Origin of the sequence: Rossellomorea vietnamensis (genome assembly GCF_001305855.1) — a bacterium.
GTDB lineage: Bacteria > Bacillota > Bacilli > Bacillales > Bacillaceae_B > Rossellomorea > Rossellomorea vietnamensis_A.
The window spans coordinates 175,531-188,192 of record NZ_LIXZ01000007.1; the positions used below are offsets into that span (position 1 = coordinate 175,531).

General features: G+C 41.4%; 13 protein-coding genes. 9 read left to right on the plus strand and 4 right to left on the minus strand.

From position 1 onward, the window contains the following. The first annotated feature begins 29 nt into the window (after nt 1-29). Entirely contained in the window at nt 30-1,463 is a 1,434-nt protein-coding gene (locus AM506_RS11335) for an MATE family efflux transporter (protein WP_152968580.1), read from the plus strand. A gap of 44 nt (nt 1,464-1,507) precedes the next feature. Here the strand turns inward: AM506_RS11335 and AM506_RS11340 are convergent, their stop codons facing one another. Beyond that, nucleotides 1,508-2,629, minus strand: a complete 1,122-nt coding sequence (locus AM506_RS11340) for a cell wall-binding repeat-containing protein (RefSeq protein WP_060672598.1) — start codon at nt 2,627-2,629, stop codon at nt 1,508-1,510. A gap of 181 nt (nt 2,630-2,810) precedes the next feature. Between AM506_RS11340 and AM506_RS11345 the strand changes: the two genes are divergently transcribed. Further along, entirely contained in the window at nt 2,811-3,992 is a 1,182-nt protein-coding gene (locus tag AM506_RS11345) for a permease (protein WP_060672599.1), read from the plus strand. A gap of 227 nt (nt 3,993-4,219) precedes the next feature. Beyond that, complete coding sequence (locus tag AM506_RS11350; RefSeq protein ID WP_060672600.1) at nt 4,220-4,546, plus strand: four-helix bundle copper-binding protein; 327 nt, start codon at nt 4,220-4,222, stop codon at nt 4,544-4,546. 50 nt (nt 4,547-4,596) lie between these two features. On the opposite strand, the gene AM506_RS11355 is transcribed toward AM506_RS11350, so the two are convergent. From AM506_RS11355 to AM506_RS11365, 3 genes are read right to left on the minus strand one after another with little or no spacing between them, the layout of a single operon-like run. Then, nucleotides 4,597-5,517 carry a F510_1955 family glycosylhydrolase gene (locus AM506_RS11355; protein WP_060672601.1) on the minus strand — a complete coding sequence of 307 codons (921 nt, stop codon included), beginning with the start codon at nt 5,515-5,517 and terminating at the stop codon, nt 4,597-4,599. Nucleotides 5,518-5,538: 21 nt separating this feature from the next. Continuing rightward, nucleotides 5,539-6,225, minus strand: a complete 687-nt coding sequence (locus AM506_RS11360; protein WP_060672602.1) for a response regulator transcription factor — start codon at nt 6,223-6,225, stop codon at nt 5,539-5,541. Between the two features lie 18 nt (nt 6,226-6,243). Then, on the minus strand, nt 6,244-7,605 hold the full coding sequence (locus tag AM506_RS11365) for a sensor histidine kinase (RefSeq protein WP_060672603.1): 1,362 nt from the start codon (nt 7,603-7,605) through the stop codon (nt 6,244-6,246). A 221-nt stretch (nt 7,606-7,826) separates the two neighbouring features. Between AM506_RS11365 and AM506_RS11370 the strand changes: the two genes are divergently transcribed. The 6 genes from AM506_RS11370 (at nt 7,827) to AM506_RS11395 (ending at nt 12,626) form a co-directional block, all read left to right on the plus strand. Continuing rightward, nucleotides 7,827-8,417: a DUF1541 domain-containing protein gene (locus AM506_RS11370; protein ID WP_060672604.1), complete on the plus strand. Its 591-nt coding sequence runs from the start codon at nt 7,827-7,829 to the stop codon at nt 8,415-8,417. Nucleotides 8,418-8,657: 240 nt separating this feature from the next. Next, nucleotides 8,658-9,119, plus strand: a complete 462-nt coding sequence (locus AM506_RS11375; RefSeq protein WP_082386332.1) for a CopY/TcrY family copper transport repressor — start codon at nt 8,658-8,660, stop codon at nt 9,117-9,119. Between the two features lie 22 nt (nt 9,120-9,141). After that, nucleotides 9,142-9,357, plus strand: a complete 216-nt coding sequence (locus AM506_RS11380; RefSeq protein WP_060672605.1) for a heavy-metal-associated domain-containing protein — start codon at nt 9,142-9,144, stop codon at nt 9,355-9,357. Nucleotides 9,358-9,372: 15 nt separating this feature from the next. Then, nucleotides 9,373-11,829 (plus strand): heavy metal translocating P-type ATPase, encoded by a 2,457-nt coding sequence (locus AM506_RS11385; protein ID WP_060672606.1) that lies wholly within the window; start codon nt 9,373-9,375, stop codon nt 11,827-11,829. A gap of 28 nt (nt 11,830-11,857) precedes the next feature. Next, nucleotides 11,858-12,139, plus strand: a complete 282-nt coding sequence (locus AM506_RS11390) for a glutaredoxin family protein (protein WP_060672607.1) — start codon at nt 11,858-11,860, stop codon at nt 12,137-12,139. Nucleotides 12,140-12,389: 250 nt separating this feature from the next. Then, nucleotides 12,390-12,626, plus strand: a complete 237-nt coding sequence (locus AM506_RS11395; protein ID WP_060672608.1) for an SHOCT domain-containing protein — start codon at nt 12,390-12,392, stop codon at nt 12,624-12,626. Nucleotides 12,627-12,662: the final 36 nt, after the last annotated feature.

Sequence of the window (12,662 nt, forward strand, 5' to 3'; positions counted from 1 at the left end):
GTTAGGAGGGAAGGAAACTGACCACACATATTGAAGCTAAAAATGTAGATGAAGCAGATACTGTTAGAAAAAAGATAACGCTGATTCTTTTACTCGCACTGCCCGCAGTTGTAGAGAACTTTTTTCAAACTATTTTAGGTTTTGTAGATACGTACTTTGTGTCTAAGTTGGGATTAATACAAGTTTCGGCTGTAGGAGTAACAAATGCGATTCTTGCCATCTATTTTGCTCTATTCATGGCACTTGGAGTAGCTGCTAATGTATATATTGCTAACTTTATAGGTGCCAATAAAATAGAGAAAGCCCGGCACATTGCTCAGCAATCGATCATTGTTACGATAATAATTGGTCTAATCACAGGAATCATTACCATCTTCTTTGCAGAGCCATTGCTTAAACTAATGGGGATTGAAAGCAATGTACTGGATGCGGGGGTCACATATTTTAAGATTGTTGCGATTCCATCTATATTTATGGCGCTTATGTTCGTCTTGAGTGCTATTCTCAGGGGGGCTGGCGACACAAAGTCACCGATGAAAACGAGTATTGTCATTAACATAGTGAATGCGGTACTTGATTATGTGTTTATCTTTGGATTTTGGTTTATACCTGAAATGGGGATAGTCGGAGCGGCAACTGCTACTGTCATTGCCCGTGTTCTGGGAACCTTTATCCTATTAGGTTATATTCAAAAAAATACTTCATTAACATTCAAAAAAGAATATTGGAAAATAGACTCTGTTCATCTAAAAGAACTGTTTATCCTAGGAACTCCCGCAGCAGGTGAGCGATTGATCATGAGGGCAGGTCAAATTGTTTACTTTGGATTTGTTGTGGCTCTTGGGACAAATGTATTCGCAGCCCATCAGATTGCAGGTAATATTGAAGTCTTTTCTTACATGATCGGATTTGGATTTGCTACAGCAGCAACGATTCTGGTTGGTCAGCAGGTGGGAGCAGGAAGGTTTGAAGATGCGAAAACATATGCAAAATTGTGTATGTATTTAGCGATAGGAAGTATGACGGTCTTTGGGATCATATTATTTAGCTTAGGCGGATCGGCAGGCAGTTTATTTACTGAAGACAAAGTAGTGATTGGGAACATCGGGACAGCATTGAAGGTTTCAGGTGTGTTTCAGCCATTTTTGGCAATTGTACTTATTTTAACAGGTGCATTTCAAGGTGCGAATAATACAAAATTTCCGATGTATTTAACAGGAGTCGGTATGTGGGCTATCCGGACGCTATTTGTTTATGTATTAGGGATACAGTTGGAGTGGGGGCTGTTTGGTGTCTGGATAGCGATAGGCATGGATATTGCATTTCGAGCCGTTGTACTAACCGTACAATTTCATCGTGACAAGTGGATAGTGGTGAAAGTAGAGCCGGAAAAAGATCCAGAATCTCATTGCCACCCTCAAACCACGAAGGAAAATATGTCAGGGTGTGTGAATAACTACTAAAAAGATGGAGCGATCCTTCGCTCCATCTTTTAACTATTTCGGTATTAGTGATGTCCTTCGCCGTCTTCTGGAACAATTTCAAGCATGTTATCAATTATCCCCTGGGTCTCATAAGAAATGGTTCCAGTACTTCCTATCAAATAGGAGTGATTATAAGGACCTTCCTGTGGAGTTTCTTTAAAGGTAGGTTTAATCTTTGCAAGGAAATGATTGATTGAATCATCCAGCTTACCCCGATCAAGCCAAAGTAGAGGACAATGCTTTCCAAGGTGTGAAAACGGAGTAGTGACAATAGCCAATTCAGGCTGTGAGGTTGAAATAAATGAAAGTCCTCTTCCAGGCTTGTTGATACCCCAGCCGAAGCCACTGTCATCGTCTTTAAACATAGTAAATTGAACTGAACACTCTACAGGATTACTACCGGGAATTCTAGACACGTTCCCGATTGTACTCAGCTTTTCTTCTACCTGTTTAGAAACAATGGTTTCAGGGCCTAGAATATATATATTTGGATTCTCTCTTTTCTTGATGGCTTTAATGGTTTCGTTTGGAATGTCATTCCTATTTACATATAAAATAGGCTCAGGCATATGGGCAATCCAATAACCAGCTACAAGGGAAAATAATTTTGCCTCATCCTCGGATGATACGATAAGAATATTTTCGGGATATTCATCTGTCAACCTTGCATATTCTTCATCTGCTTTATACGCAAATTGAGCATCAGTATCTGCTTCTAATGATTGGACCTTGTAGGAAGATACTTGGTTATAAACCCGTTCAGACACGTCTCCCATAAGCATTATTTGAATCCCTTCAGAATTCCCTTTAGGCTGCAGTCTTTCAATTTCGTTTATCACTTCTTCTGGTATCCCATCCGTTTCGAAATGGAAAACGGGCCCGTTGTTGGGGTGATGGACAAAATTGACTGATGCCAATCCAGTGGTCCATGAATGTTTAGGATAGAGAATGACCGTGCCGGGGCGTGTTTCATCATGGGTGGCCGGCCAAATCATTTGGGAAGTGTGGAGGGAAGCCTCCAGAATATGATCTGTTTGCACTCTAGAGACATTTTTCGTGTCCAGTGTTATGAGATTTTCTTCTGAGCGGTGGTTGAAAGTAGTTGGTTTATTGGCGAATAGTTCACTTTTTTCGTGTGTTTTCATAGAATCCTCCTAAATGTATTTGTCATCATATGATTTATACCCCAGAAATTTGCAGATTGTTTGCAGATGAAAGATTCCCCTATTAAATCAATTCTAACCAAGTTGTTTTTCCATTTTGCATTATATTTGCATATTTAAAGGGTATCGTATTATCACCTATAAAAGAAAAGGAGATGATTCTTTGTTAGATTTAATCGGTGAATCAGCCAAGACCTCGCTGGGTTACTTCTGGAAATCAGGGTGGGCCTTTGTACTAGGGTATTTGATCAGCTCCATGATTCAGGCATTTGTCCAAAAGGATAAAATGGTGAAGTATATGGGGAATGCGAGCTTAAAGTCCGTCGGTTTATCCTCGCTGTTTGGGGCGATCAGTTCATCCTGTTCGTTTGCGGCTCTGGCGGCTGGAAGGAATTTATTTAAGAAAGGGGCACATTTTATTCCAACCCTTGCATTTTTATTTGCGTCTACGAATTTAGTCATAGAGTTAGGAATCCTAATTTATATCTTTTTAGGATGGCAGTTTGTTTTAGCTGAAATGATTGGTGGAATTGTACTCATCCTCGTCACGTGGTTATTAGTGAAACTCACTTTCCCTCGACAATTGGTAGAAGAGGCGAGGGAACACGTGGAGGATGAAGATGATGAAAATGAGGATTTCGATTGGAAAGAGAAGATAAGATCCAAGGAAGGCTGGCTTCAGGTCGGTCATGAATTCGTCATGAATTGGAAGATGGTATGGAAAGAAATCACGATCGGATTTACGATTGCAGGGATGATGGCGACTTTTGTATCGGAAGACACATGGAAAAGTTTCTTTATGGCAGATCAGCCTGACACATTCTTAAAGGTATTGGAAAATGCACTCATAGGGCCATTGGTTGCAATGCTGACCTTTATCGGAGCGATGGGGAATATTCCGATCTCCACCATACTTGCATCAAGTGGAGTGGCTTTCGCAGGTATCATGGCATTTATTTATTCAGATTTAGTCGTACCTCCCATTATTGCTGTTCATAAAAAATATTACGGATTGAAAACGGCCTTATATATTGCAGGTGTCTTTTACGTATCCATTATTTTAACCGCTCTTGGCATGCACTACGGATTTACAGCCATGGGCGTTCTCCCTGAAGATGCCAAGCAGGTCATGAATGAAGATCCGTTTAAGATTGATTATACATTCTGGTTGAATATCGTCTTCGTGGTAGTGGCCGGTGTATCCATCTATTTAAATAAATTATTTAAAGAATCCGATGCCCACTCGCACATGATGATGATGGAGGGAGATTCGAAGTTCAAGACGATTGTGACGTATGTATGTTTAGTTTATTTAGCAGTAGGAACGATTTTATTTATTTTTTAATAGGGTGAATTGATACAAGATAAGGGATGTCCAATAGTTATGGGGCATCCTTTTTACCTTTGTCCTACATTATAAATCTTCTATGTATACCCTGTGTTTATGCAGATTCTATGCAAAATAAAATAAACCTGACAAAACCGAGAAAAAAGGGTTTTTTCCGTTTAATGGGTTTCTAACTGGATATAGTAAATGTGTAACAACTAACTATTACTTAGGAGGAAGATAAAATGTCACATGAAAAGTATCAATCTGCCATCAAAGCATTACACGAGTGTATGGAAGCCTGTAACCACTGTTTCGATTCTTGTTTACAAGAAGAGGATATTAACATGATGAAAGAGTGTATCCGTTTGGATCGTGAATGTGCGGACATATGTGCATACTTAGAACAATCCTTAGTGAGGGGAACACCATTCGCAGCTGAACTGGCACAGGTTTGTGCGAAGATTTGTGAAACATGCGGGGAAGAATGTAAGAAACATGATCACGATCATTGTCAGAAATGTGCCGATGCATGCTTCAATTGTGCAGAAGAATGTAAGAAAATCGCGTAAGCAAAAAGGAGTGGAGACCATTCAATGGATCTCCACTCCTTTTTAATATCTTACTTTGCAATCTTTCCTTCATTTACAACTTCATCCCATGTTTCACCGTTATTGGTCGTTTGATAAATATCATTATTATAGGTCACGACCGTCCACTCATCAGAGCTTTCTGGGTTGGAGGAGATATACATAATCGGATTATCTTTAGATAATTTTGGAGTAGGGTAGGGGTGAACTTTGTTAGATTTAAAGTCCCATTCGTATAATTGTATCTTTCCTTCTTCAATACTGGAAAAAAGCCCGACCCGTTTGGATAAGTAGATACTGGTGACCGTTTGGGAATTCTCTACTTTTGTAAAGGAGTCTCCGCCGTCTTTTGATACATATACCCCATCTTTACTGGAGATGGCCAGCATCTCTTTCTTTGAAGGATGAACCGCGATATTTCCGATTGAAGTAGAGTCAAACCCTTTCATCTCTGCCTTTTCCCAATTTCCCCCTTCATCCATGGTGCGGTAAAGCCCTGTCTCCATCTCAGAGTTTGGCTCTTCGTTAATCGCATAAATGGCTTTGGACTGGTACCCGGCCCCGAGATAATGAAAGTCGGTTTCACCGTATAAGGCCAACTTGTCCAATGACTTGCCGCCATCGGTGCTTTTGACCAAGCCAAGGGGGTTTTTTAATATTGACCCTTCTTCCGGGTGACCGCTGGAATAAAATCCATCTTTATACGGCTGGAAACCCATATAGTCGTGTTTAAGACTATTGGTTCCGTACCAAGTGGAATCTTTGTATTTCATTAATCCATCATGGGTAGCAATGACCAAATCTCCTTGATTATTCGGATACCCGATTCCGTGAATGTGATCGATGGTCGTATCTTTCGATTTGACGTAGGAATATTCCTCATCTGATGCAGAGCAGCCAGATACCATGATACCCAATGAAGATACTAGAAAGAATGTTTTGATGTGTTTCATTAATTTTTCCCGCTTTCTCTATTATATTTTCCACTGGTACCCGATGCCCCAGATTGTTTTCAAATGGTCCTCGATGGGGAATCCGGCTTTTTTTAATTTATCCCTCAGGTTCCTGATATGTGAATCGACGGTTCTGATGTCAGTTTTGGAATTGATATCCCACACCATCAAAAGGAGTTGTTCCCTGGTATATACGCGGTCGGTATTTTTCATCAAGGAATGCAGGATATTGTATTCCTTTAAGGTTAAGGAAAGAATTTGATTTTGATACTTTAACGAATAGGTGTGTCCGTCCAATGTGAAACTGCCCCTGGTCAGTTGTTGCGAATCATCTATTTGATCATAACTGGTTTTTCTTCTGAAGAGTGCATTTACCCGTGCGATAAGTTCACCTTCGTCAAAAGGCTTAGTAATATAATCATCGGCACCTACGTTTAATCCCTTCACGATGTCACCCTTCTCCCCCCTGGCTGTTAACATGATGATGGGAACATGGGAAAAGTTCCTGACTTTTTCACATGTTTGAAAGCCATTCAGTTCCGGCATCATAATGTCTAAAATGATCAGGTCTACTGGATGGTGTTTCAAATATTGAATCGCATCATAACCATTATTTTTCTTTACACACGTATAATCGTGAGGAGTGAGATAAAGTTCCAAAAGATTTAACATTTTTGTTTCGTCATCTATTAATAAAATGGTGTTCACAGGTCAAACCTCCAAGGATTAAATTATGATAGTAATTGATGTCCCCTTATTCGGTTCACTTTTCATCGAGATGTTCCCACCGTGAGCTTCCACGAGCTCCTTTACGATGGATAAGCCGAGACCGGAACCTCCAAATTCCCTTGAGCGTGATTTTTCTACCCGATACAATCGGTTGAATACCTGAGGCAGCTCCTCAGCTGAAATCCCTATACCTTGATCGATGATTGTAAGGGCCATTTTACCAGTTACATGCTGTCGGACGAGGACAGTAGTTGTTGAACCGGCCTTTGAATATTTCAAGGAGTTATCTAAGAGATTCATGATGATTTGTTCCAGACGGATCGGGTCTGCATGGAATGAAAATGAATCCTTGATAGATAGGATTAAATTCATTCCCTCACTTTTAAAAGCAGGTGTGATCTTTTTAATGATTTTTTGAAAGTATGGGGATAGTTGAATCTCTTCCAATTGAATGGAAAAGTTATTCTTATCAATTTTGGCAAGCTCAAATAGATTTTCGATTAATGTGACAATGGTTTTAGATTCTTCCTGTATGATCGTTAAGTACTCTTTTCTTTCAGATTCAGAGATTTCTTCACGAAGCGCTACATTCGTATAGCCAAGAACATACGTCAAGGGGGTTCTCAGCTCGTGAGAAATAGTAGCCAGAAATTCAGATCGGTCGTGTTGAATGGTTTCTAAATCATTGGCTAGAGTTTTGATTGATGCTGCTAGTTCCCCAAGCTCATCTTTTCCCAGGTGAGGTAGCTTGACCTCGAAATTCCCTTTGCTCAATTCTTCAGTGGCTTGCTTCATTCTAATTAGTGGCCGGGTCAATATTTTGGACAGAAGAATATGGATACAGGCTAAGATGATGAGACTCATGATTCCTGCAAGTAGAAAGTGTCCGTTTAGTTTACTAATTAAGTTCCGTAAAGGAGTTGCGCTTTTAAACATATAAACATAGCCTGCGTTTCCATCTTTCTCAAAAGCTGTAACCGTGGCTAAATAATTCATGTCCTTCCAATTAGCTTCAATCACCCTTCCTTCACGAGGCAAAGATCGGGGGCTATCATTAATTAATTCCCTCATTCCTTTTGTTAGTTTCTTCGAACTGATAATCACTTGATGATTTTTATCGGTTATCACAACTTCGGTTTCAGTTTTGGATTCCATAAGGGCAATATGATGCAAGGTCGTATTTGAATAACGATCCTCTAATACATCACGATGGCTGTTCCCTCGGGATAGGATGGACTGAAATTCCTCCTGAATCCGAGCATCAATAATATTGTCATGGAGGTATAACATTAACAAACCTTCCATGATAAATACGGCTATCGTAAAGTAAGCAGCTAACTTGGTTGAAATTTTATTCATATTGGCAACCTCATTTATATATTTCTTTGTTTAGTTTAGCGGAAAAATATGAAAAAAGTATGCACAGGGATTTCTCCTATTTTAATTCACCAATTAGTGTTAAGTACTCAATACGATACCCTAAAGAAACTGTAATGAAAATATCCTTTGTCTGTTCTCCATATAATTTGCATATTTACTGGGTAGAATTCTTAAAGAAATTACTCGAGGAGGTCCTACTTATGAAACAACGTAGAAGAAATTGGTTCCTATTTATTGTTATAGCTCTGTTTCTCATGTTGAGTGCTTGTTCAAATAATCAAGATGAGAATAAAACAAATAGTGATAATGAGGCGGAGAAGTCCGAAGAAATGGATGGTATGGAACATGATGACATGAATCACTCAGGTTCGGAAGAGGTACCGAATGGCTTGAAAGAATCAACTAGCCCAGAATATGAAGTGGGAAGCAAGGCCGTCATGAAGGCTGATCATATGAAAGGTATGAAGGATGCAGAAGCAACCATTACAGGGGCTTACGACACGGTTGTTTATACTGTTACCTATACACCAACCACTGGTGGAGAGAAAGTGGAGGATCATAAATGGGTCATTCATGAAGAACTGAAAGACTTTGGTGATCAGCCGTATAAACCTGGAGAAAAGGTCGTCTTGAATGCCGATCATATGAAGGGGATGAAAGGGGCGGCGGCTAACATTGAATCTGCTGAAGAAATGACGGTTTATATGGTAGATTACACACCTACTACAGGTGGAGAAGAAGTAAAGAATCACAAATGGGTCACTGAGAGCGAATTAACACCAGTTGAATAAAAGAAAAAAGAGATGACCGTATCTTTTACGAATCATCTCTTTTTTGGCCAACGGCATATTTTCGTTTTAAAAAGGAAGGAGTTTATAGAATACCGCCAGTGGTACACAATATATACACAGGATAAGGGTACAACCCCATTTTTAATTAATTCTAACTCAATCTGTTGACTAAAATCGATTACAGTTGTAAACTATAAACATAAATCGATTACAATTGTAAACAGTGGAGGGGTGATTACCTTGCCCAAAGAAGAAAAACCGGAAATCACGGATTCTGAGTGGGAAGTGATGAGAGTTGTCTGGACGCTCAAAGAAGTGACCAGCAAGGAAATAAGTGCCGTCCTTCAGGAAAAGAAAGAGTGGAAACCGGCAACGACGAAAACCTTTATTGGGCGCCTGGTCAAAAAAGGGATGCTGACAACCGAAAAAATAGGCAACCGGTTCATTTACAGGCCGGGAGTCAGTGAGGAAGAAAGCCTCAAAACATTGAAGTCAGGATTATTTACTCATATATGCAGCCGGGCGGTGGGGAAGACGATTGCCGACCTGATTGGAGAGGCAACGCTGAGTCATGATGATATCACTCTTCTTGAACAAGTTTTACAAACTAAGAAAAAAGATGCTGTCGATGAAATCGCATGTAATTGCGTACCCGGACAGTGTACCTGCAAAAAAGATCACGGCATGAACTGCCATCATTAAAAATCAAAGGAGTGTTTTAGCAATGGAAAAAACATTATTAAACGTATCTGGAATGACATGTGGGAATTGTGTAAAAAAAGTAGAGACTGTTTTAAATGAACTGGACGGAGTAGAAAAAGCCAAAGTTGATCTCGAGAATGGTGCGGCTAAGGTGAAGTATGACGAATCGAAGCAATCACCAGACAGTTTAAGTAAAGTGGTGTCTGATGCGGGATATCAAACAGAACCTGCAAAATAAAGGGTGGTTAAAACAATGATTGAAAAAACATTAAACATCGAAGGGATGACATGTGCCTCTTGTTCACAGGCTGTTGAGAAAGCAACGAAGAAGCTGGCTGGTGTTCAACAAGCAAACGTAAATCTTGCAACGGAGAAATTGAATATAACCTATGACGAAAATGAGCTCTCACTTGAAGAAATCAAGCAAGCTGTGGATAACGCAGGTTATAGAGCAGTCACAGAGATGGAGAAAAAAACATTTAGCGTGACGGGCATGACATGTGCATCCTGTGTGCAATCGGTGGAAAAGGCGACAAGAAAATTGGATGGCGTTAAGGAATCGACGGTCAATATGGCGACAGAGAAAATGGTCATAAAATATGATCCCACCGCCGTAACCGTTTCTGATATTAAGGATGCCGTTTCCGATGCCGGCTATGAAGCGCAGGAGGACACTGACGAAGAAGATTCAGCGGACGAAGACAGAGACAAGAAAGAGCAGCACATCAAGACCATGTGGAAACGCTTCTGGGTTTCAGCCGTCTTCACCGTTCCCTTGCTCCTGGTTTCCATGGGGCATATGTTCGGCATGCCACTGCCCGAAGCGATCGATCCAATGGTGAACCCAACTGGGTTTGCATTGATCCAACTGGTTCTTACCATTCCTGTGGTAGCGATGGGGAAACCATTTTTCACCGTTGGGTTTAAGACGCTTTCCAAACGCCATCCCAATATGGATTCATTGGTGGCTCTCGGAACGGGGGCAGCGTTCTTCTATAGTTTGTTTGCAAGCATCATGATTTTGGCAGGCAGTGAACGCTATGCGCAGAACCTTTATTTTGAATCGGCAGCCGTCATCCTTACCCTCATTACATTAGGGAAATATTTCGAGGCCCTTTCGAAAGGGAAAACGTCTGAAGCAATTAAGAAGCTAATGGGGCTGGCACCTAAAACAGCCACTATCGTAAGAGATGGAGCGGAAGTCGAGATTTCAGTCGAAGAAGTGGAAGTAGGAGATATCATCGTCGTGAAGCCTGGTGAAAAGATTCCCGTTGATGGAGTCGTGACGGAAGGAAAAACATCCGTCGATGAAGCGATGCTTACTGGAGAAAGTATGCCTGTTGAGAAAACGCCGGGTTCTGACATCATCGGTGCAAGCATCAATAAAAACGGTACCATCCGATACGAGGCGACGAAAGTCGGAAAGGATACGGCATTATCGCAGATCATCAAGCTGGTGGAAGATGCGCAAGGTTCAAAGGCCCCTATTGCCAAAATGGCGGACGTCATATCGGGATATTTCGTTCCCATCGTCATAGTTCTTGCGATTCTATCGGGAATCGCCTGGTACATTTCAGGGGAGTCGGGCCTCTTTGCCTTCACGATTACCATTTCGATTCTCGTCATCGCCTGCCCATGTGCACTGGGACTCGCCACACCTACAGCGATCATGGTCGGTACCGGTAAAGGTGCTGAGAATGGCGTACTGATTAAGAGCGGCGGCGCTCTTGAAACGACCCATAAAATAGAAACCATCGTGTTCGATAAAACCGGCACCATCACGGAAGGAAAGCCTGTCGTGACGGATATCGTGACGTCAGAAGGGATGTCAGAAGAAGAGCTTCTGATCCTTGCTGCTTCAGCTGAAAAAGGTTCTGAACATCCGCTTGGCGAAGCGATTGTCCGTAAGGCGGAGGAGAGAGGGCTCACCCTTCGCAAAACCGATTTCTTTGATGCCATTACTGGACAGGGAATTGAAGTGACGGTCGAAGGAGACGATCTGCTCCTCGGAAACCGCAAGCTGATGGATGAAAATGATGTCAATGTCGGTGAATTGGCTGAGGTGTCGAACCGGCTGGCCTCCGAGGGTAAAACGCCGATGTACATCGCCGTAGAAGACGAGATTGCGGGCATCATTGCTGTCGCCGATACGGTAAAAGAAACGAGTTTAAAAGCCATTGAAAAACTTCACAGAATGGGGCTCCAGGTGGCAATGATCACGGGAGACAACAAACGGACAGCGGAAGCAATCGCGAGAGAAGTAGGGATCGACCGCGTGCTGAGTGAAGTACTGCCTGAAGACAAAGCAAATGAAGTCAAGAAGCTTCAAGGAGAAGGCAGGAAAGTGGCGATGGTCGGGGACGGAATAAATGACGCTCCCGCCCTTGCGCAAGCTGATATCGGGATTGCCATCGGTTCCGGTACGGACGTGGCCATGGAATCGGCAGACATCGTCCTGATGAGAAGTGACCTTATGGATGTACCGACAGCCGTTGAATTAAGTAAAGCGACCATAAGGAATATCAAGCAGAACCTTTTCTGGGCATTTGGTTATAATATCCTCGGTATTCCTATTGCCATGGGAATCTTATACCTGTTCGGAGGACCGTTACTAAATCCAATGATCGCAGGGGCAGCCATGAGCTTCAGCTCCGTATCCGTCTTGCTGAACGCCCTTCGCCTGAAAGGATTCAAACCATCAGAGAAATAGTTCTTTATGAAAGGAGCTCTAAAATACGATGAGTAAAGACCTTGCATTAGAACTTTATACCAGACCCACCTGTTCAGATTGCCAAGCTGCTAAAGAATACTTGAATGGGAAGAACATTGCCTATGTCCATAAGAATGTAGGAGAAGATAAAAGGTTTGAGGAAGAGCTCAAGGAGATAACCGGCTCCAGGATCGTTCCTTCCTTTGCTTTCTATAAAAAAGGTATATTCGGCCAAAAAAGAGTGGTAAAGAATTTGATTGGTTTTGAGAACAATAAAGAAGAAATCAAGCAATTATTAGGGTTGAAATAACTTTATTAGATCAGCTAAAGCTGACACGGATGCTATAAACAAATCAGAAATGTCCAGTAGATAATAATCAAGGGCATTTCTGATTTGTTTTTTTAGTTGTTTTCTTCATTAAATTTGCACATTTATGGGGGAAAACTAAGGTATCCCCATGATGCTACAAAGACAAAGGTTTTTGAATGTGGCTTAAGGGTTGTTTTTAAAAATACCATAAAGGGTATAATTGAATGAAAAACCTAAAGGAGATGATTTTATGATGAATGGTGGAGGAATGGGCGGCGGATTTTTTGGGACCGGCTTTCTTTTTATCATATTGATCGTGGCGATTGCGGGCGTATTCATTTGGATGATGAGGGCGAAGACGCCGAAAGAGAACAACCTGACGCACAATGCGAATCGTCATTCATTGAGTTTATTAAAGGACCGACTGGCAAAAGGGGAAATTACGGAAGAAGAATATGAACGGCTTAAAAGGAAAATTCAAGAATAATAACCATTGAGAAGCAAGGACTCTACTAGAAAAAAA

Bases quoted from the DNA above. Each gene is read 5' to 3' on its own strand.
- AM506_RS11370 (WP_060672604.1), top strand. From the start codon at position 7,827: ATGAAACAACGTAGAAGAAATTGGTTCCTATTTATTGTTATAGCTCTG.
- AM506_RS11350 (WP_060672600.1), top strand. From the start codon at position 4,220: ATGTCACATGAAAAGTATCAATCTGCCATCAAAGCATTACACGAGTGT.
- AM506_RS11390 (WP_060672607.1), top strand. From the start codon at position 11,858: ATGAGTAAAGACCTTGCATTAGAACTTTATACCAGACCCACCTGTTCA.
- AM506_RS11395 (WP_060672608.1), top strand. From the start codon at position 12,390: ATGATGAATGGTGGAGGAATGGGCGGCGGATTTTTTGGGACCGGCTTT.
- AM506_RS11380 (WP_060672605.1), top strand. From the start codon at position 9,142: ATGGAAAAAACATTATTAAACGTATCTGGAATGACATGTGGGAATTGT.
- AM506_RS11340 (WP_060672598.1), bottom strand. From the start codon at position 2,629: ATGAAAACACACGAAAAAAGTGAACTATTCGCCAATAAACCAACTACT.
- AM506_RS11385 (WP_060672606.1), top strand. From the start codon at position 9,373: ATGATTGAAAAAACATTAAACATCGAAGGGATGACATGTGCCTCTTGT.
- AM506_RS11355 (WP_060672601.1), bottom strand. From the start codon at position 5,517: ATGAAACACATCAAAACATTCTTTCTAGTATCTTCATTGGGTATCATG.
- AM506_RS11365 (WP_060672603.1), bottom strand. From the start codon at position 7,605: ATGAATAAAATTTCAACCAAGTTAGCTGCTTACTTTACGATAGCCGTA.